Origin of the sequence: uncultured Microbulbifer sp. (genome assembly GCF_947489355.1) — a bacterium.
GTDB lineage: Bacteria > Pseudomonadota > Gammaproteobacteria > Pseudomonadales > Cellvibrionaceae > Microbulbifer.
In genome coordinates this window covers 1-18,921 of record NZ_CANLDD010000036.1, presented here as the reverse complement: position 1 = coordinate 18,921, position 18,921 = coordinate 1, and the positions used below count along the sequence as shown (strand labels likewise).

Sequence of the window (18,921 nt, the reverse complement as noted above, 5' to 3'; positions counted from 1 at the left end):
TGAACGGCACAAACCAGATCTTAAACCCACCCACTCCGGGCCTGCTGGTTATGCCAGTTGCAACTGCAGGCCCGCGCTGACGGCCAGGTCGGCAAAATTCGGGAATGAGGTCGCCACGTTGGCGCAGTGCAGGATGCGGATTGTATCCTTTGCGCGCAAAGATGCCACAGCAAAGGCCATGGCAATGCGGTGGTCCCCCAAACTATCCACAGTCCCACCGCTAAATACCGTCCGCTCCCGCACACCGCGTATCACAATACCATCCGGTGTCGGCTTCGCCTCCACGCCCAGGGCTGTGAGGCCGTCCGCCATCGCCTGGATCCTGTCGCTCTCCTTGACACGCAGCTCAGCAGCACCCGTCAGCACCGTCTCACCCTCCGCGCAGGCTGCGGCAATAAACAATGCCGGGAATTCATCAATCGCGAGCGGCACCTGATCCTCAGGAATTCGGATGCCTTTCAGTGGCGAATAACGCACCCGGACATCCGCCACAGGTTCGCCACTGACCTCGCGCTTGTTGAACGGTTGGATGTCAGCGCCCATCATGCCCAGAATATTGATCACACCATGGCGGGTCGGATTGATGCCGACATGCTCCAGCACAATATCCGAGCCGGGCGAGATTGCCGCGGCCACCATAAAAAAGGCAGCGGAGGAGATATCCGCTGGCACATCGACACGGCAGGCCTTGAGACTGCCTCCCCCACAAAGCGCGGACTTGGCACCATCGCGAAGTACCTGATAAGCAAACCCCTGCAACATGCGTTCGGTATGATCGCGAGTCGGTGCAGGCTCCACAGTCGAGGTCTCGCCGTTTGCATAGAGGCCCGCAAGCAAGACTGCGGACTTGACCTGAGCACTGGCCATTGGCAGGCGATAGTCAATTCCGTGCAACCGACTGCCCCCAATGATGCGCAGAGGTGGCCGCCCTCCGGGGCCCGTTTCAATGGTCGCCCCCATCTCCCGCAGGGGATTGGCAACCCGATCCATAGGGCGCTTGGACAGGGACGTATCACCGGTCAAGGTAATATCGAGGCCCAAGCCGGCAAGGATACCTACCAGCAGGCGCATCGAGGTGCCGGAATTGCCCAGATAGAGTGGTCCCGGGGGGGCCTTCAGGCCGCGCAAACCCACACCGTGAATGGTGACCCGGCCATTGACCGGCCCCTCGATAACCACCCCCATATCGCGAAAGGCCTGCAAGGTCGCCAGGGCATCCTCCCCCTCCAGAAAACCCGCCACCTCTGTCACGCCCTCCGCCAGAGAGCCCAGCATAATGGCGCGGTGAGACATGGACTTGTCGCCGGGTACACGCAGCCTGCCACTGACACATTTCCCCGGCTGAGCGATAAAAGTCATTGCCTTTGTCTGCATAAATTCTGGATTCACTTCTTTTGTCAGCATTTTGGTTACCTGATCCCGCGCCGTTTTGGCCCGGGAAAACACGCCCATCAAGCCAGTGCTGTCACCACAGGCAATAGCTTTGCGCAGGGCCGTCAGATTGAGGCTGTAGAGATCGATCGCCTTTAAAATGGCGTCCCGGTTGGCCAGCATAATGTCCCGCCACATCACCGGATCGCTGGAAGCGATGCGGGTAAAATCGCGGAAACCCCCTGCGGCATAGCGGAAGATATTTTCATTTTCCGCGTCGTGCGCCAGAGTATCCACGAGACTGAAGGCAATCACATGGGGAAGATGACTGGTGGCTGCGAGTACTGCATCGTGCTCTTGCACAGGCATCTGTAACACTTCCGCACCCGCCACCTGCCACAATTGCACCACCCGCTGCAAGTGGCCTGCACCGGTTTCTGGCAGCGGGGTCAGAATTACCCGGTGGTTGTAATAAAGGTCATCGCGCGCAGCAGCTGCGCCACTCTGCTCAGAGCCGGCAATGGGGTGACCCGGCACCAAAAAACTGGGCACCCTGCCCCATACTTTTTCCGCCGCACGCACCACATTGCCTTTGACACTGGCGCCATCTGTCACCGTAACGCCCGCAGGCATATAGGCTTTAATTTGAGCGAACACCGATTCCACCGCCAGGGTTGGCACTGCGATAAAAACCAGGTCATTCGCTCCCAACTGTGGCAACACCTCGGCAAGACTGCTGCTGGCACTGTCAACAATACCGAGCGTTTTTGCCTGTTCACAGGTTTCCCCTGGGGCCGCAACACCGATTACCTCGCGGCATGCCCCCGCAGTTTTTAACGCCAGTGCAAAACTGCCGCCAATAAGGCCGACTCCGACGACTACGAGCCGGCCGATTCGCGCCTGATCCATCACAGCACACCGCGCGGGTAGGAACCGAGCACCTTCACGTCCGAGGCACAAATACCCACCTCCCGCAGGGCCGAAGCAATGGCCTCGGTGTCTCGATGTCCCTTGAAGTCGATAAAGAAGACGTAATTCCAGTGACCGGACTGGGACGGGCGCGTTTCCACCCGGGTGAGGTCAACCCCAAAGCGGCGGAATGGCTCCAGCAGATTGTGCAGAGCACCGGGTTCGTTTCGCATCGATACCATCAAAGAGGTCTTGTCGTCTCCGCTCGCCGGCACCTCCTGGGTTCCGATAATCAAAAAGCGCGTGGAATTATCCGGGCGATCCTCAATTTTTTCCGACAAGATTTTCAAACCGTACAACTCAGCTGCCATATCGCCTGCGATGGCTGCGGAATTCCATTCCCCCTTGACCCGCACAGCCGCATCGGCATTGCTGGACACGGCTACCCGCTCTACATTGGGATAGTGTGCATCGAGCCATTTGCGACATTGCGCCAAGCTCTGCGCATGGGAATAAATCCGCGTGATTGCTTCTGCACGGGTGACATCCGAAATCATCAGGTGATGGTGAATACGCAGCTCCACCTCACCACAGATGCATAAATTCGAGGTCATAAAATTGTCCAGGGTATGGTTAATGACCCCCTCTGTGGAGTTCTCTATGGGCACAACCCCGTAGCTGACCGCACCCGCCTCCACCTCGCGAAACACCTCGTCAATGACCGCCAGGGGGCGGCTCTGTGCGGAGTTGCCAAAATGCTTTAACGCTGCCTGCTGGGTAAAAGTCCCCTCCGGCCCCAGGTAGGCCACCTTGACCGGCTCTTCCAGGGCCAGGCAGGCAGACATAATCTCCCGGAACAGGCGCGCCATTTCCTCATCGGTTAAAGGGCCGCTATTGCGCTCCATCGCCCGGCGCAGCACCTGGGCTTCGCGCTCCGGCCGGTAGTACAGTGCATCCTCACCGGTTGCCTTTTTCAACGCGGCAACTGCCAGTGCACAGTTGGCTCTTTCACTGATCAGCCGGGCGATATCGCCATCAATGCTGTCAATACGATTGCGCAGCTCCAGCAAACGCTGGTCACCACTTTCAGTTTCCTCGGTCATCCGTTTATCTACGTTTCAGCTCACTGATCAACTACTGGGTCATTCGCCCGGGGCCGGAATGCAATAGCGTCTGCAAGCCAGCCACCGCCCTAAACCATCAAAAATACTGTAGCGCGACACCCTGTTTTTCGGACTCATAATTAGCCCTGGCGCGCTTCGAAGTCCGACAAAAATGCCACTAATACCTCCACAGCTTCAAGCGGTACGGCGTTGTATAATGACGCACGCATGCCACCAACCGAGCGATGCCCCTTCAAGCCCAGTAGTCCAGCCTCACCGGCCGCCTTGAGAAACGCCTTGTCGAGACGTTCATCGGCCAGCACAAAGGGCACATTCATACTGGAGCGGCTTCCCCTCTCCACAGGGCTGGAAAAAAACGCACTGCGATCAAGAAACTCGTACAGCAATGCGGATTTTTTGTCGGCGAGTCGCGCCATCGCCTCAACCCCCCCCTGGGCCTTGAGCCATTGAAATACCAGGCCGGACAGATACCAAGCAAAGGTCGGAGGCGTGTTATCCATGGAGCTGGCATCCGCCGCCACCTTCCAGCTCAAACTGCGCGGAATATTCTCCATTGCCCTGTTGAGCAGATCCTCGCGGACAAGGGCAACGGCAATACCCGAGGGCCCCATATTTTTCTGGGCGCCGGCATAGATCACGCCAAACTTATCCACTGGAATCGGGCGCGACAAAATACTGGATGACATATCGGCTACCAGAGGGCAATCCACCTCTGGCACATAATCAAACTCGACACCGCCGATGGTTTCATTCGGGGTATAGTGGAGATAAGCCGCCTCTGCACTCTGCTGCCAGCTGTCTTCAGCGGGGGTGTAGCTGAAATTGCGGTCTTCACTGGAAGCAACCACCGTCACTTCGCCGTATCGCCTGGCTTCCTTAATGGCTTTTGCCGCCCAATGCCCAGAGTGAATGTAATCGGCCTTTTTGGGGCCAGAGCCAAAGAGATTCCAGGGTACGGCACCAAACTGCGCTGTGGCACCGCCCTGCAGGAACAGCACTTTGTAGTTATCCGGGATAGAGAGGAGGTCGCGCAAATCTTGCTCGGCGCGCTCGGCAACTGCAATAAACTCCGCTGTGCGGTGGCTGACCTCCATCACTGAACAGCCCAGACCGCGCCAGTCTAGCAACTCCTGCTGGGCCTGATGCAGTACCGGCTCCGGCAATGGGCCGGGACCGGCGGAAAAATTAAATTTCCTCATAGTATTACTCCAGAAAGCCAAACATGGTTTCAAATATAACTAGATGCACCAACGCACAAACTGTCATTCTGGGAGATGGGCCTTTCGCTTTGGCGCCTTTTTTAGGGTGCCTGAGGCAAGAAAGGCCGCGATAAACGCAGCCTTTCACAGGGGTGTCGAGGGCGTGGGTCACGCCGGCCCTCCACGATCTTCGCTAACCTCTTCCGTCTCCTCAATACGCCCGAGTCCCACGAGTTTCTCGCCAACCTTCAAGCGTATAACCCGCACCCCCTGGGTATTGCGCCCAAGGATAGAGACTTCGTCAACCCGCGTGCGTACCAGGGTACCCTGGTCGGAGATCAACATCATCTCTTCGCCCGGATGCACCTGACAAGCCCCGATCAGGGCGCCGTTGCGCTCACTTTCAGCGATGGCAATCACGCCCTGGGTGCCACGTCCCTTGGTGGGGAAGTCCTCAATCGCTGTGCGCTTGCCGAACCCCTTCTCGGTCGCCATCATCACCGAGCCACCCTCTTGCGGAATTACCATAGCGATCACCTGCTGACCGCCCTGCATTCGGATGCCTCGCACACCCCGGGAGACACGCCCCATGGATCGGACATTGCGCTCGGAAAAACGGGCAGCCTTGCCGGCACTGGTAAACAGCACCACATCGCGCTGGCCATCGGTAATTGCCGTGGCCACCAGGCGGTCCCCGTCTTCCAGTTCGATAGCACGCAAACCGACGCTGCGCGGGCGCGCAAAGGCCGTTAACGGTGTTTTCTTCACAGTGCCGTTAGCGGTGGTGAAGAAAATGAAATGATTTTCGTCATATTCAGACACCGGCATCATGCTGCTGATGCGCTCACCCTCTTCCAGGGGCAACATATTGACTATGGGACGCCCTCGGGAGGCACGGCCGGCAGTTGGCACTTCATAGACTTTGAGCCAGTAGACCTTACCCTTGTTGGAGAAGCACAGGAGGGTATCGTGGGAGTTGGCAATCAGCAGGTGCTCGACAAAGTCCTCACTTTTCACCTGGGTCGCCGACTTACCCATACCGCCGCGGCGCTGGGCCTGGTAATCGGTCAAGGGCTGGCTCTTGGCATAGCCGCCGTGAGAGATGGTCACCACCTTGTCTTCCGGGGTGATCAGGTCTTCTACGGTCAGGTCCTGGCGGGAAGCCACGATATCGGTAAGGCGCTCATCCCCAAAATTCGTATCAAGCTGCGCCAGCTCCTCGCGGATCACCGCCATCAGGCGCTCGAAGCTAGCGAGGATATGCAGGTATTCGGCGATTTGTTTCAGCCGTTCCTGATACTCAGCCAACAGCTTATCGTGTTCCATTCCCGTCAGACGGTGCAGACGCAGCTCGAGAATAGCCTGAGTTTGCGCAGGGGACAGATAGTAGGCGCCATCCTCGCGCAAACCGAACGCTTTTGGCAGGTCGTCCGGGCGGCAGGCATTGGCACCGGCACGCGCCAGAAACTGCTGTACATTGCCTACCGCCCAACCCTTGGCCAACAGCGCCTCGCGGGCATCGGCCGGGGTTGCGGAGGACTTGATCAGCTCGATCACCGGATCGATATTGGCGATGGCAATCGCCAGTCCCTCCAGAATATGGCCGCGCTCGCGGGCCTTGCGCAACAGGTAGACTGTACGGCGTGTAACCACTTCCCTGCGATGGCGCACAAAGTGCTCCAGCAGCTCTTTCAGGTTCAGGATCTTGGGCTGACCATCTACCAGGGCAACCATATTGATGCCAAACACACTCTCCAGTTGGGTTTGTGAGTAGAGATTGTTCAGAACCACATCGCCCAGCTCGCCACGTTTCAGCTCAATCACGACACGCAGGCCGTCCTTGTCCGACTCGTCGCGCAGCTCCGAGATACCCTCGATCTTCTTTTCTTTTACCAGCTCGGCGATACGCTCAATCAGGCGGGCCTTGTTCAACTGGTAGGGAATCTCTGTGATCACAATGGTTTCGCGATTGCTCTTATCATCGCGAAGCACATCCGCTTTGGCGCGCACATAAATACGGCCGCGGCCGGTGCGGTAGGCCATCAGGATGCCGGCGCGGCCATTGATGATGGCGCCGGTGGGAAAATCCGGTCCGGGGATATACGCCATCAGGTCATCAACCGTAAGCGCCGGGTTGTCGATCAGGGCCAGACAAGCCTTGATGACTTCACTCAGGTTGTGGGGTGGGATATTCGTGGCCATTCCCACGGCGATACCGGAAGAGCCATTGACTAGCAGGTTGGGTACCCGTGAGGGTAACACTTCCGGCATCTGCTCGGAGCCATCGTAGTTATCAACGAAATTGACGGTTTCCTTGTCAAGATCCGACAGCAGCTCGTGGGCCAGCTTGTCCATACGGATTTCGGTATAACGCATGGCAGCCGGGCTGTCGCCGTCAATGGAGCCGAAGTTTCCCTGGCCGTCTACCAGGGTGTAACGCAGGGAGAAGGGTTGGGCCATGCGCACAATCGTGTCATATACCGCGGTATCCCCATGGGGATGGTACTTACCGATCACATCGCCAACGACACGTGCCGATTTCTTGTAGGATTTATTCCAGTCGTTTTTGAGTTCGCTCATTGCAAAGAGCACACGGCGGTGTACCGGCTTGAGGCCATCGCGTACATCCGGCAGTGCCCGCCCGACTATCACACTCATGGCATAGTCGAGATAAGACTGCTTGAGCTCTTCCTCGATATTAATCGGAGAGATTTCTTTGGCTAATTCGCCCATGACTTACGGCGTTCCTTGTTATAGCGCGGGCATGAGTACCTGCCCCGGATAAGCGGGCAATTCTAGCATAGTTTGACGCCGCTGGCGGGACGACCCCGGAACCCCACGGCATCACTGCCCGGTTGCTGCGCTTGTACTCTATCGCTAAAGTGACTCCCCACCTCAGCTGCCATCATATAGCCCAATGCACCAATCCGTAGACACCCTGATTCACGCACGCTGGATTATCCCGGTTATTCCAGAACAGAAAGTGTATGAACACTGCTCCCTGGCCATTGTTCAGGGGCGCATTACAGCATTGCTGCCGTCGGCAGAAGCCAAACTCCGCTTCGCGGCAAAACACGAAATTGCCCTCAACCAACACGCACTGATTCCGGGATTGATCAATACCCACAACCATGCCCCCATGGCGCTCTTGCGCGGTTTTGCCGATGACCGCCCGCTCAAGGAGTGGCTCGAACAGCACATCTGGCCGGTGGAACAGCGCTGGGTGGGCCCGGAGTTTGTGGCAGACGGCAGCCGCCAGGCCATCGCCGAAATGCTGCGTTCAGGCACTACCACCTTCTCCGACCAGTACTTTTTCCCCGAAGCTGTAGCGGTGGCTGCCCGCGAGAGCGGTATCCGCGCCCACATCGCCTTCCCGGTACTGGACGGTCCGACCCCCTGGAGCCGCCACAGCGAGGAGGCGCTACACAAGGGTCTGTCCCTGCGTGATGACTACCGCGCACACGAGCGTATCGAAGTGGTTTTTGGCCCCCATGCACCCTATACCGTCGGGGACCAGACCCTGGAAAAAATCGCGGTATACGCTGCCGAAGCACAGATCCCCGTACAAATACACCTGCACGAGACCCATCGGGAAGTGGAGCATGCCCTGGCACAATCTGGGGAGCGCCCTACCGAGAGGCTGTTGCGCCTGGGCCTGCTGGGACCGCAGACCCTCTGCGTGCATATGGTGGCAGCCAATGAGCAGGATATAGAGCTACTGAAAATGAGCGGCGCCCATGTCGCACACTGCCCATCCTCCAACCTTAAACTGGCATCGGGTTTTTGCCCCGCCAGCGAGATGCTCAAGGCGGGTATTAACGTCTCCCTAGGAACCGATGGCGCCGCCAGCAATAACCGCCAGGATTTGTTCGCAGAGGCCAACACCGCTGCACTGCTGGCAAAAGCCGTCAGTGGCAGTGCTGCGTCCCTCCCGGCGCACCAGGCACTCGCGATGGCCACAATTAACGGTGCTCGCGCTCTGGGCATCGAAACCATCGCAGGCAGCCTCGAAGTGGAGAAAAGTGCCGATATCGCGGCTATCGATCTGGGTGGTATGGAGCAGCAACCGGTACACAACCCCTTGTCCCAGCTGATTTATGCCGGTGGAGGACACAAGGTCACGGACGTTTGGGTTGCGGGCAAGCAGCTTTTAAAAGAGCGCCGGCTACAAACCCTGAACGAGACCGAGGTAATCCAGCGGGCACACCGCTGGCGTGATAGAATCGCCGGCGAGGCGCGCTAGACGCGAACGCACCGCCAGTGTCCAATGGCCGGACAGACCCGGCAACTAGCGACGGAGTTTGCAGAAAAGTTCATGAGCAATAATGTAGATCCCGCGGAAATCGCCAAGTTTGAACAGCTCGCCAGCCGCTGGTGGGATAGGGAAGGCGAATTTAAACCACTACACGAAATCAACCCCCTGCGCGCCAATTATATTGACAGGCACGCGCCAGTCGCCAACAGGAAGTTGCTGGATGTCGGCTGTGGTGGCGGCATTCTGGCGGAAGCCATGGTCCATCGGGGTGCGGAAGTCACCGCGATTGATATGGGCGAGGCGCCCCTGAACGTCGCCAGATTACATGCCCTTGAAAGCGGCATCGAAGTGGATTACCGCCAGGTAACCGCTGAGGCACTGGCTGAAGAAATGCCCGGACACTTTGATATCGTCACCTGTCTGGAGATGCTGGAGCATGTTCCCGACCCCGCCTCGGTCATTTGCGCCTGTGCAAAACTGGTCAAACCCGGCGGCCACCTTTTCTTTTCCACCATCAACCGCACCGCCAAAGGCTGGCTGTTCGCTGTTGTGGGGGCGGAATATCTCCTGCGACTACTCCCCAAAGGTACCCACGAATACGGCAAGTTTGTCCGCCCTTCGGAATTGGGCAAGTGGCTGCGCGAGGCGGGTCTGGCGCTTCGCGATATGACCGGCATGACCTATAACCCGATCACTCGAATCTATAGACTTAACGACCGCGACGTCGATGTGAACTACCTGATGTATGCCAGCAAACCTGAATAAGCAAGCCAAGCGAATGAAAGCGGTTTTATTTGATCTGGACGGCACGCTCCTCGATACGGCGCCGGACTTTATTGTTGTACTCAACCAACTGCGACAACAGGAGCAACTGCCACCCCTGCCCGACGGGATCATTCGAAGTGCGGTCTCCAACGGTTCCCGGGCATTGGTGACCCTGGGATTTGGCAAAAAGGAGGGCGACCCCGGGTTCAACAGCCTGCTGCAGCGTCTGCTGGATCTCTACCTCGCACACCTTGCCGAAAGGACCGTCCCTTTTGCCGGGATAGAGGTCCTGCTGGATACGCTTCTGGCAAACAATATTCCCTGGGGTATTGTGACCAATAAACCGGAGGCTTTTACCCTGCCACTGATGCAGGCCTTCAGCCACCTCCCACCCCCGACCGCAGTTATCTGCCCCGACCACGTCAGGAAATCCAAGCCGGACCCCGAGGCAATCTTGCTTGCCTGCGCTAAAATCGGTTGCGATCCCTCAGAAGCCATTTATATTGGCGATCACAAGCGGGATATTGTCGCCGGCCAGCGTGCAGGCATGCCCACCATCGCCTGCAACTATGGCTACATCGACGCCTCGGAAAACCCTGCCAGTTGGGGGGCGGATCACCTGATCCAATCGGCAGCTGAGATCTGGCCACTGCTGCGACAGCAGTATATTGAACCCAAGCAGTAACACCCGGCCCCAATAGCAGCGGGACAGTATCAGGATTTTTCATGTCAGAATTTTTCGGCAACTATGTCGCGCCCATCAGCCTCCTCAAAGGCAAAGTCATACTCGTCACCGGTGCCGGGGACGGTATCGGCAAAACTGCGGCCAAAACCTTTGCCGCCCATGGGGCAAGTGTCATTCTTTTGGGGCGGACCACAGCAAAGCTCGAGATGGTCTATGACGAGATCGAAGTCTCCGGGGGACCTCAGCCGGCTATTTTTCCCATGGATCTGAACGGGGCCCGTATAGAGGATTTTGACAATCTTGCCGAGGCAATCGAAGGGGAGTTTGGCCGTCTGGATGGCCTTCTGCACAACGCCAGTCTTTTAGGCCAGCGCACACCAATAGCCAACTACCATTTCTCCACCTGGCAGCAGGTGATACAAGTGAATGTCAACGCGGCATTTGGGCTCACCAAGACGCTGCTACCTCTGCTGGAGAAGTCCGAGGCGGGATCAATCATCTTCACAAGCTCAAGCGTTGGCCTGAGAGGACGGGCGTACTGGGGCGCCTATTCCGTATCAAAATTTGCCACAGAGGGATTAATGCAGGTATTGGCAGATGAGCTGGAGGGTGTATCGAATATCCGTGTAAACAGCCTCAACCCGGGCGCCACCCGTACGACAATGCGTGCGAGTGCCTACCCTGCTGAAAACCCCCAGTCGGTAGTGCCCGCCGAGGAAATCATGCCCACCTATTTGTACCTGATGGGTGATGACAGCCGGGGTCAGAGCGGCAAACACTTCAGCGCGCAAAAGCGCTGAGCCCACTACCAATCCATAAGAAACCGGGCTGAGCCCGGTTTTTTTATGCGCGCACCTTAATCATCAGCTATTTTTTGTCCGCTTTGTTATCATCACCTGCCGGACTCCGACTTGATTCGGCATCGCTCTCTCCCGGCGCCATGTGCTCGGGAACATCAGCAAAAATATCCCCTTCAAACTCCAATATCTCACTGCCATCATGCATACCCGCGTCTTCAATCCCCTGCTGCTTCTTGCCAGGCTCATTAGACTGTAATTCCTGGCCCTTCAGGAACTGGGCCGCCCATCTCTCCCCTGCCCTGGCATAGGCACCCTCTGAAACCGAAAGCTGTAATGCCTCAAAAATGAAGTAGCCTGCAATAGCAGTACAAACGACAGCAGGAGTAATCAAGCTTTTCATTTTCGCCCCCGGGTAATATGAAATTATGTTTTTTAGTTGTTCAATAAAGGATCAATTCAGGAAGAGCGGCATCCACTCCCCTTCTGGAGCTGGATTGTCACCAATCACCAAATTTCACTGGCAGTTATTTTTTCATGCGCTCTCGATCAATGGTGTGAAAGGCCGCACAATTTTATTTGTTCACTTACCACAACTCGGGCAGAATAGCGGCAATGAATGGCAAGCCAGCATAGAAAGATGAAAGCATTACTCCCGCTCCCCCTACTGGCCCTGCTAGTCCCCGATGTATCTGCCAATACCTTGAGCGAGCAACTCCAGGAGTGCTCCCACATAACGCCCGACAACAGCCGCTTGATATGCTATGACAAGCTTAGCGCTACGCTCGGACAACGCGCCGAACAGGATTTTGGCCATGAGCAGAAAAAAATCTCGCAGGCCCCGCAATCTATCGAAGCAACAATCACACATATTCAAGCAGCTGCTTACGACAAGCGGATAATCACCTTGGATAACGGTCAGATTTGGCGACAGAACGATGACAAGCGGATACACTGGAACGTCGGCGACCCAATAGTTGTAGAGCGCGGACTCCTGGGTTCTTTCTTTATGAAACCCGCGGAAGGTAGGCGCAAGATTCGCGTCAAACGATTAAAATAACCCTCTAACACCCTATTGCAGCAGAGTACCGGTAAAATCCGTTTTGAGTATTTTTTCGATATGCGCGCGCCCGCAGCTGGCCCTGTAGGTAAATGCCACCTCGTCGCGATCGCCATTCCGGAGCCAGAAATAGCCCTGTTTCATTTTGCCCAGGCCGGCACCGGATTTGCCACTTTTGCCGACGTTGATCGGCGTTTCGTCCATGGCCAGTACCCGGCTTTGCAGGATACTGATTTTTCTCATCATTGGGCCACTTGGCTTGCCAGGACTTGATCACCACCGGACATTTGTCTCCCCAATTGACCTCCAACTCGCCTAAGATGTAGTAGTTCAGACTTGATCTGACAGTTACCGGTTTTTCTGACGGTGGTCTGTCAGGTCAGGTTCAGTTCACGAACTTTTCCATCCAGATCTTTTTGCCATCTTCAAGCGTTTGTACAGGCGTACGGCCACAGCACTTCTTGCCTTGGTGGGTTCGTTCATTATTGTAATAATTGAGCCATTCGTCTAGATCCATCTGCAGATCCTCCAGCGAGCCATAAATCTTGCGTCGTAGTGACGGCTGATAAAACTCCTGCAGAATAGTCTTGTGAAATCGCTCACAGATACCATTCGTTTGTGGATGCCGGGCTTTCGTCTTCGTATGTTCAATCTCATTCACACTTAGATACAGCTGGTAATCATGCTGCTCCAGCTTGCCACAGTACTCGGTGCCACGATCAGTCAGGATACGCAGCACAGGTAGCTCATGCGAAGCGTAGAATGGCAGCACACGGTCATTCAGAAGGTCTGCTGCAGTGATTGGCGTCTTTGTTGTATACAGCTTGCAGTGTGCCACTTTTGCGTAGGTGTCAACGTAGGTCTGCTGGTAGTCCAACGCTTCGGGGTTTTGCAGTAGGGTTTCGTGGTAGTAGCTCACCACTTGGTTGAGTAGTTGCCGGGCTTCGCTGTCCCCGGACAGTAGCACTTCCATTTTCTGTACTGTGCTGCGTGTTACCGGCTGAACCGGGGCGGCTAAAGTGGGAAGGTCGTTACGCAATATCTCGACAGCGTGGCGGAAGCTGACCCCCTGCGTTTTTATCACCCAGTCGATCACGCTGCCAGCCGCACCGCAACCAAAGCAGTGATACAGGTTGGTCTTGGGACTAATGACCAGCGAGGGGGTCTTATCGTTGTGGAAGGGGCAGCTCACCACATAATCTTTACCCTGCTTTTTGGGTTGGTAGCCCTGACTCTCCACCAGTCGCAGCAGGGATATAGTTGACTTGATCTGCTTGATCACATCATCTGGCAGGCGGGCCATTTATCTTTTCCTCTGGAAACCTGTCAATATGCGTTTGTGCTAAACTGTATTTAGCATATACTCTAATTTGTAGACAGCCAACATGCAAGCGGGGTTTATAGTCATGCCTTCGTCCAAGATTGAGTTAATGGCTATGAGCTTTCCGCAGCGCCTCTCTGCATTGCGCAAAGAACGGGGTATGACACAACAGGGGTTGGCCGATGCCGTCCAGGTGCATATCACTCAGATCAACCGCTATGAAGGCGGCGATAGTCAGCCCACACTGGAGGTTATTCGCAAATTGGCCATTGCGCTGGGGGTTAGTGCAGATATGCTAATTTTTGATAAGGGGGAGCGCGACCCAGATGACAGCCTGCGCTTTCAATTTGAAGCTATCTGTCAATTTGAAGAGGAGGACAAAAAGGTCGCTCAAGCTGTATTAGAGGGCTTGATCCTAAAGCATCAAGCCAAGCAGTCTTTGCAACGCCAAGCAGCTAAAAAGAGAGAACGTGGCGCATAGAAACAATTTATTAATCGCTGGCTTCGGGCGCAATCTGAAAGCGGCGCCCGTGCTTGCCACCTATCTTACGATTTCCTCTTCCACTGATTAAGTTTTCTTGAAATTACAAATGCAAAATAAAAAATAGACACTCCAGATAAAAGTATATTAGGAACGCTATTAACAACAACTTCTTTCTTGACAAGCATAATCGGTAACGGCACAGCAAAAGCCATTATCAACAAAAAAATTACCAAACCGTATGTGCTGATTTCGGAAGCAAACCTCCTGAAAAATAAAAATAAAACCAATCTAAGCAACAATATGTATGCCACCAGTATTAAAATATCCACTCTTACCACCTTTAATCCACAGCACTGTAAATAGTGGACCCACTCGAAAATAGTTCAACTGTTAAGGCAGTATTCGTAGCCTGATTAAGGGGCCGGCTCATAATAGCCCGGAACACCTTTATACCATGCCGCATTGTACGCTGTTCCGTATGCACTTATTTTAGGGACGCTTCGCACTAAGCCGCCTACAGAAGTACCCAAATCAAGCCCAGCATTTATTAGCGTTCCGGCCTGCTCACTACCAGTAACATCGACCAAGAGCTGTTGAGAAACACTATCCGTCCCTCTAATTCCCGCCTGAAAGTTATCAGCACCTTTGGCTGCAATAACAGCTCCAGCCGCACAAGTAACACCGCCGCTACAAATTGCAAAACCTAAAAGAACTTGCCCAGCTCCACCAACAGCCTGCCCAGTTCGCAGAAGAATATTAACACCTTCTTCCCTTAAGAAGCCGACAAAGCTAGGCCCCTTTTGTGCAACAGCATGACACCGACGCAATGTCGTAGCTACAGCCCGATTTTCCCCAATGCGATCAGCAACTTAAAGAGCATTTCCCCGGTGAACGGCGCTCTTACCAACTTTTTTGCCCCGACGCGGGTAGCAGAAGTTTGTCAGTGAGATGCTGGAGACTGCTATTCAGCAGGCTGCTCACTGACACCCTCCAGCAGATGCGACAAAGCCCCGGCAGATTGCTCTACCGGGGATTTGTTTGGGGTTAAGAAATTCTGAGCATACGGCTTACGCTGTTGCCTTAGCATTTCTCAATCTGACATGTACTTTATCAGTTTTGTTTATTTTAAAAATGTCCTTGAAAACAGTTTTGCTGAATTCAAATGCCGAATCAACATCCCTATCAAAGTCCGCGAATAAAAAGGTTAGCTCCCCATCACCAGCAGAAAAATCTTCTCTAACCTTAAGCTTAAAATTCTCACAGACGCTTTTCACTCCAGAATAACAATCTTTACTCCAGTCTGCCTTAGGAAAAGCCAATTCAATCCCAAAACTTTCTTTACTTTTTACGTATTTGCTAAATTGGATAAACCGGCCTGTTTTCGAGTGCTCTATTATTAAAAAACCCCCATCAAATCCTCTTGAAAGCAAGTCAGAAATCGGCCTATGGAGTTGCTCTAACGTCCTCTTAGGTCCTTTCAATGCTTCCTTAAGAAACAAGATAGCCGTTAGCACAAACAGTACAGCGAGGACCAACCCTATAGTAAGCGTCATTAAAACCACCCCCCGATTGTGCCGATCAAATTACCAACCGCGTAACCGATATCTCCCGCCCTTCCAACAGGTGTCGCCCCAGTTACCCCTGTTGCCGATCCTTCAGCAAGCCCTTGAGAGAATCCACTTGTAAACCGTCCTATAGGTGAATAGGAAACACCTGGATTTGCTTCAGCTGATAAATACTGGCCTGTTTTTGGATCATAAGGCTGTGGCTTACCTCCCGCTCCTTTTTTAACTGGAAATTCCTTTCCAATCATTTTTTTCCAAAATTTCTTTGTAAACAGTGCCCTGAGCGCAGCAGGGTTTAGGGGTGGACCAATACCATAGAGCACGTCAACTTCTTGCCCATCAATTATTATTGTATTGCCATTCCCCTTTTGTGCAACAGCATGACACCGGCGCAATATCGTAGCTACAGCCCGATTTTCCCCAATGCGATCAGCAACTTAAAGAGCTTTTCCCCGACGAACGGGGCTCTTACCAACTTTTTTGCCCCGACGCGGGTTTTTGGAGCTGCTTGAGGGTATGATTGTGAAGTACGAAGCCCGGCGCTGGACCCAGGTCGGTTAACACAAGTCCCCACAGAGCAATCTGCGGGGACTTGCAATCATGGTGCCAGAATATAATATAACCCTGTTATTTGATCTCCCCTGCCAACTTGGATAGCCCATGCTTTCTGACAAATTGATCAAAGTTACTCTTGCTTAATCCTGTCATGATTTCACCAGTATTCTTATTCAGAACAAAATAACCAGAACCTTGGCTCATAGCATCTGCGTATTGAGCTTCCTTATCTTTTGATTGTACCCGAACACCTAAAATATAAACGTCATCATACGCATAATTCTGCACATTTGAATGCACTTTTATTTCGTTATCAAACTCTGATAATTTTTTGATAATCACATGATTATCAGAGTTGGTTCTAACAAACCTGTAATTACCTCCTAAATCCTTTGAATAATCACCACAGCCAAATAACAATAGAGGCAAGCAGAAAAAAAATAGTTTTTCTTTAAATTTATAATTCATTGCCCATAGTCCTTTTGCACCTTCCATTCATGAGTAATTGGATATGGTGTGCCAATTTCGAAATTCCCGGAAAAGGTATCAAATATATCCAGAGGGTCCTTAAATGAATCATTAATAGAAAACGTAAAGCTGCACGAACCAGACCGACAGCTCGCATCTAATGACAAAGCACTATTTCCAACACTGAATAAGTCAGGAACGCTAGTTACATCTGAAATTTTTATCTCACTAAAATCGGCATTATAAATGGGCTTGCTCAAAACATCAGATATAAAGCCCTCAGTTAGCGCTTTTACTGATGGTGAGCCCTCAAAATCGCCAGCTAAACCAATATCGGTTAAAGTAACTGGTTTGCCTTTCCCAAAGAAATAGTACTTCACAAAATCGCTCGTGCCCCATCTCTTTTGTGCATACATTTTTAAGGCATTTTTTACAACCTTTTTATTGCATTCCAAAACATAGATACAGAAAATATGAACAACCCAATATTGAAACCATACATATATACCACCCATAAAATGGCATTGTCAGATATTGGCTTCTTATACCCCAAATCTATGGACTCAACTTCAGGGAGGTAAAACCTTAAGATAACAGAGGCGAACAACAAAACAGAGCCGAGCAAACCAAAGATAGAAAAATAACTTCTAGATGTACACACCCAATAGATACCTCCAGATAAAATTATTAACGCCGTTAAAAAGTGTGAAATAAAGCTAATTTTTTCCAACAAATACCACATAAGTCCCTCTATTGATTTCCCTGATTCGCCCTTAACTCTGTAACAAAATCAGAAGGCCCTATCCCAAAATACCTCTCTAACAAACCTGGTGAAGGGTCCACTGTAAATGACTCTATCCTATCTGCATGAGTAGACAGTTCTCCGCTTGGAGTAACCGTTGTTTTCAAAACTGCACCATACACATTTTTGCTATTACTCGGTGCATAAAAAGAACAGCTTCCTTCACTATTTGAACAACTATACAGAGCTATTTTGCGCCCATCATCCGTATACCCTTTCCCCGGCCATTTAGGGTGATCAGAAGGAGCTGTTGCCCCTCCTGTTCCATTTGCTTTGCAGGTGACAACCCCTGCTCCACATTGCTGAGGAGGTTTACTCTGGCTCTTTTGTGCAACAGCATGACACCGGCGCAATATCGTAGCTACAGCCCGATTTTCCCCAGTGCGATCGGCAACTTAAAGAGCATTTCCCCGACGAACGGGGCTCTTACCAACTTTTTTGCCCCGACGCGGGTTTTTGGAGCTGCTTGAGGGTATGATTGTGAAGTACGAAGCCCGGCGCTGGACCCAGGTCGGTTAACACAAGCCCCCGCAGAGCAATCTACGGAGGCTTTGATACTTGTAACTAGCGGAGGCCAGGAAGAAGAAGACTATCGACTGCGATTGTGAGATTCAATAGGTTTTATAGGAACCAGCAACATTGCCAACCCCTCAAATAAACATTGAAGCGATCACGCCCACCAAGCCAAGAATAAAAAAAAGAGTTCTCTGGACATCATGGGTTCCTTTTATCAACTCATCTGTATAGGTTGGCAGCTTGATCACATCTCCTGTTAAATAGGGAACCACAAACCAATAGGCACTCGTTAATACAATAAAAAGGGCCACTAAAAAAGCCTCAGCCCCTCCATTTTCAAATCGAAAAGCTCTGAAACCTATAAAACAAGCAATAATAACAACCCAGATCGTTCTTTTTATTTGCATGAAAAACAATCCTGCTCAACAACATACTTGGAAGAATTTGAAGTAACAACTCCGGCTGCGTTAATGACGCTATCCTGCATCTTGAACGACTCCTCCATAAATCTAACCGTTGTTTTACCTGCGAGTATGCCTGTTAGGGTTATGCCTGCCTCACCAAAATCGCCATTTATCGACTGATAAATAAGTTGACCATAATCTTTATAGTCAAGAGGAGCACGCAACATCTTGTATGGAATTGACAGTCCGTCAAGAGACAGGTTTATGCCTTGCCTTAAATCTTGAGTTTCTTCGCTGCTCCACCATTGAGGGAATTCTTTTTGTATAATTTTAAACGGGTTCAATCTCCCCTTTTGCGCGCTATTCTTTTGTGCATCTAGCCTTGGTGCAGTAACAACAACCTCATCAATAATCCTTTCTCCATTAGCCGTTTTGCCGCCCCAAATGATAGACGGGCGCAGAAGTATTATTCTCCCACCGCCGAAAGAGATAGGGGGACTACCAGTAACAACTACTTCCTCTATAGGTTCTTCTCCTCCACCACCTTTACCACCATCGTCAGACTCCTTCGGCAACTGCGGATCTTCCTTGCTCGCCACAAATCCCGTGGGATCAGTAAAGCTCAGTGGATTATTCAAGAC

17 protein-coding genes and 3 pseudogenes are annotated in these 18,921 nt (G+C 52.6%); 6 read left to right on the top strand and 14 right to left on the bottom strand.

All coding sequences use genetic code 11. The features are described 5' to 3' along the window. Positions 1 to 48: 48 nt before the first annotated feature. The 4 genes from Q1A48_RS14130 to gyrA form a co-directional block, all read right to left on the bottom strand. Positions 49 to 2,280, bottom strand: a complete 2,232-nt coding sequence (locus Q1A48_RS14130) for a bifunctional prephenate dehydrogenase/3-phosphoshikimate 1-carboxyvinyltransferase (protein ID WP_299946041.1) — start codon at positions 2,278 to 2,280, stop codon at positions 49 to 51. After that, a complete protein-coding gene (pheA, locus tag Q1A48_RS14125) occupies positions 2,280 to 3,383 on the bottom strand; it encodes a prephenate dehydratase (protein WP_299946038.1) in 1,104 nt (367 codons plus the stop codon). The genes Q1A48_RS14130 and pheA overlap by 1 nt, the downstream gene beginning before the upstream one ends. Before the next feature lie 140 nt (positions 3,384 to 3,523). Further along, a complete protein-coding gene (gene serC, locus Q1A48_RS14120; RefSeq protein ID WP_299946035.1) occupies positions 3,524 to 4,603 on the bottom strand; it encodes a 3-phosphoserine/phosphohydroxythreonine transaminase in 1,080 nt (359 codons plus the stop codon). Positions 4,604 to 4,771: 168 nt separating this feature from the next. After that, positions 4,772 to 7,336: a DNA gyrase subunit A gene (gyrA, locus tag Q1A48_RS14115; RefSeq protein WP_299946032.1), complete on the bottom strand. Its 2,565-nt coding sequence runs from the start codon at positions 7,334 to 7,336 to the stop codon at positions 4,772 to 4,774. Between the two features lie 184 nt (positions 7,337 to 7,520). On the opposite strand from gyrA, the gene Q1A48_RS14110 reads away from it, so the two are divergent. The 4 genes from Q1A48_RS14110 to Q1A48_RS14095 all read left to right on the top strand — a co-directional run bounded on the left by Q1A48_RS14110 (position 7,521) and on the right by Q1A48_RS14095 (position 11,108). Beyond that, a complete protein-coding gene (locus tag Q1A48_RS14110) occupies positions 7,521 to 8,846 on the top strand; it encodes a TRZ/ATZ family hydrolase (protein ID WP_299946029.1) in 1,326 nt (441 codons plus the stop codon). A 72-nt stretch (positions 8,847 to 8,918) separates the two neighbouring features. Beyond that, positions 8,919 to 9,623 (top strand): bifunctional 2-polyprenyl-6-hydroxyphenol methylase/3-demethylubiquinol 3-O-methyltransferase UbiG, encoded by a 705-nt coding sequence (ubiG, locus tag Q1A48_RS14105; RefSeq protein WP_299946026.1) that lies wholly within the window; start codon positions 8,919 to 8,921, stop codon positions 9,621 to 9,623. Positions 9,624 to 9,636: 13 nt separating this feature from the next. Beyond that, positions 9,637 to 10,308 carry an HAD-IA family hydrolase gene (locus tag Q1A48_RS14100; RefSeq protein WP_299946024.1) on the top strand — a complete coding sequence of 224 codons (672 nt, stop codon included), beginning with the start codon at positions 9,637 to 9,639 and terminating at the stop codon, positions 10,306 to 10,308. Between the two features lie 41 nt (positions 10,309 to 10,349). Continuing rightward, a complete protein-coding gene (locus Q1A48_RS14095; protein WP_299946022.1) occupies positions 10,350 to 11,108 on the top strand; it encodes a YciK family oxidoreductase in 759 nt (252 codons plus the stop codon). A gap of 67 nt (positions 11,109 to 11,175) precedes the next feature. Here the strand turns inward: Q1A48_RS14095 and Q1A48_RS14090 are convergent, their stop codons facing one another. Further along, a complete protein-coding gene (locus Q1A48_RS14090) occupies positions 11,176 to 11,508 on the bottom strand; it encodes a hypothetical protein (protein WP_299946020.1) in 333 nt (110 codons plus the stop codon). 237 nt (positions 11,509 to 11,745) lie between these two features. Between Q1A48_RS14090 and Q1A48_RS14085 the strand changes: the two genes are divergently transcribed. Next, positions 11,746 to 12,165 carry a hypothetical protein gene (locus Q1A48_RS14085; RefSeq protein WP_299946017.1) on the top strand — a complete coding sequence of 140 codons (420 nt, stop codon included), beginning with the start codon at positions 11,746 to 11,748 and terminating at the stop codon, positions 12,163 to 12,165. 18 nt (positions 12,166 to 12,183) lie between these two features. Here the strand turns inward: Q1A48_RS14085 and Q1A48_RS14080 are convergent. The 3 pseudogenes from Q1A48_RS14080 to Q1A48_RS14070 form a co-directional block, all read right to left on the bottom strand. Then, positions 12,184 to 12,396 (bottom strand): annotated as a pseudogene (locus Q1A48_RS14080) (transposase); the annotation flags it as partial. Between the two features lie 154 nt (positions 12,397 to 12,550). After that, a pseudogene (locus Q1A48_RS14075) lies at positions 12,551 to 13,036 on the bottom strand (integrase core domain-containing protein); the annotation flags it as partial. A gap of 171 nt (positions 13,037 to 13,207) precedes the next feature. Continuing rightward, positions 13,208 to 13,468: pseudogene (locus tag Q1A48_RS14070) on the bottom strand (CHC2 zinc finger domain-containing protein); the annotation flags it as partial. 82 nt (positions 13,469 to 13,550) lie between these two features. Between Q1A48_RS14070 and Q1A48_RS14065 the strand changes: the two are divergent. Continuing rightward, a complete protein-coding gene (locus tag Q1A48_RS14065) occupies positions 13,551 to 13,967 on the top strand; it encodes a helix-turn-helix domain-containing protein (protein WP_299946014.1) in 417 nt (138 codons plus the stop codon). A 1,070-nt stretch (positions 13,968 to 15,037) separates the two neighbouring features. Here the strand turns inward: Q1A48_RS14065 and Q1A48_RS14060 are convergent. From Q1A48_RS14060 to Q1A48_RS14035, 6 genes are all read right to left on the bottom strand, one after another. Beyond that, positions 15,038 to 15,523, bottom strand: a complete 486-nt coding sequence (locus tag Q1A48_RS14060) for a hypothetical protein (RefSeq protein ID WP_299946011.1) — start codon at positions 15,521 to 15,523, stop codon at positions 15,038 to 15,040. Further along, positions 15,523 to 15,858 carry a hypothetical protein gene (locus tag Q1A48_RS14055; RefSeq protein ID WP_299946008.1) on the bottom strand — a complete coding sequence of 112 codons (336 nt, stop codon included), beginning with the start codon at positions 15,856 to 15,858 and terminating at the stop codon, positions 15,523 to 15,525. Before Q1A48_RS14055 ends, Q1A48_RS14060 begins: the two co-directional genes overlap by 1 nt. 304 nt (positions 15,859 to 16,162) lie before the next feature. Beyond that, positions 16,163 to 16,558: a hypothetical protein gene (locus Q1A48_RS14050; protein WP_299946005.1), complete on the bottom strand. Its 396-nt coding sequence runs from the start codon at positions 16,556 to 16,558 to the stop codon at positions 16,163 to 16,165. Continuing rightward, positions 16,555 to 17,073: a hypothetical protein gene (locus Q1A48_RS14045; RefSeq protein WP_299946002.1), complete on the bottom strand. Its 519-nt coding sequence runs from the start codon at positions 17,071 to 17,073 to the stop codon at positions 16,555 to 16,557. The genes Q1A48_RS14050 and Q1A48_RS14045 overlap by 4 nt, the downstream gene beginning before the upstream one ends. A gap of 937 nt (positions 17,074 to 18,010) precedes the next feature. Beyond that, entirely contained in the window at positions 18,011 to 18,283 is a 273-nt protein-coding gene (locus Q1A48_RS14040; protein WP_299945999.1) for a hypothetical protein, read from the bottom strand. Further along, on the bottom strand, positions 18,274 to 18,921 hold a 648-nt coding region (locus tag Q1A48_RS14035), incomplete at its 5' end, for a hypothetical protein (protein WP_299945997.1). The genes Q1A48_RS14035 and Q1A48_RS14040, both read right to left, overlap by 10 nt.

Bases quoted from the DNA above. Each gene is read 5' to 3' on its own strand.
- Q1A48_RS14130 (WP_299946041.1), bottom strand. From the start codon at position 2,280: ATGGATCAGGCGCGAATCGGCCGGCTCGTAGTCGTCGGAGTCGGCCTT.
- pheA (WP_299946038.1), bottom strand. From the start codon at position 3,383: ATGACCGAGGAAACTGAAAGTGGTGACCAGCGTTTGCTGGAGCTGCGC.
- serC (WP_299946035.1), bottom strand. From the start codon at position 4,603: ATGAGGAAATTTAATTTTTCCGCCGGTCCCGGCCCATTGCCGGAGCCG.
- gyrA (WP_299946032.1), bottom strand. From the start codon at position 7,336: ATGGGCGAATTAGCCAAAGAAATCTCTCCGATTAATATCGAGGAAGAG.
- Q1A48_RS14110 (WP_299946029.1), top strand. From the start codon at position 7,521: ATGCACCAATCCGTAGACACCCTGATTCACGCACGCTGGATTATCCCG.
- ubiG (WP_299946026.1), top strand. From the start codon at position 8,919: ATGAGCAATAATGTAGATCCCGCGGAAATCGCCAAGTTTGAACAGCTC.
- Q1A48_RS14100 (WP_299946024.1), top strand. From the start codon at position 9,637: ATGAAAGCGGTTTTATTTGATCTGGACGGCACGCTCCTCGATACGGCG.
- Q1A48_RS14095 (WP_299946022.1), top strand. From the start codon at position 10,350: ATGTCAGAATTTTTCGGCAACTATGTCGCGCCCATCAGCCTCCTCAAA.
- Q1A48_RS14090 (WP_299946020.1), bottom strand. From the start codon at position 11,508: ATGAAAAGCTTGATTACTCCTGCTGTCGTTTGTACTGCTATTGCAGGC.
- Q1A48_RS14085 (WP_299946017.1), top strand. From the start codon at position 11,746: ATGAAAGCATTACTCCCGCTCCCCCTACTGGCCCTGCTAGTCCCCGAT.
- Q1A48_RS14065 (WP_299946014.1), top strand. From the start codon at position 13,551: ATGCAAGCGGGGTTTATAGTCATGCCTTCGTCCAAGATTGAGTTAATG.
- Q1A48_RS14060 (WP_299946011.1), bottom strand. From the start codon at position 15,523: ATGACGCTTACTATAGGGTTGGTCCTCGCTGTACTGTTTGTGCTAACG.
- Q1A48_RS14050 (WP_299946005.1), bottom strand. From the start codon at position 16,558: ATGAATTATAAATTTAAAGAAAAACTATTTTTTTTCTGCTTGCCTCTA.
- Q1A48_RS14045 (WP_299946002.1), bottom strand. From the start codon at position 17,073: ATGGGTGGTATATATGTATGGTTTCAATATTGGGTTGTTCATATTTTC.
- Q1A48_RS14040 (WP_299945999.1), bottom strand. From the start codon at position 18,283: ATGCAAATAAAAAGAACGATCTGGGTTGTTATTATTGCTTGTTTTATA.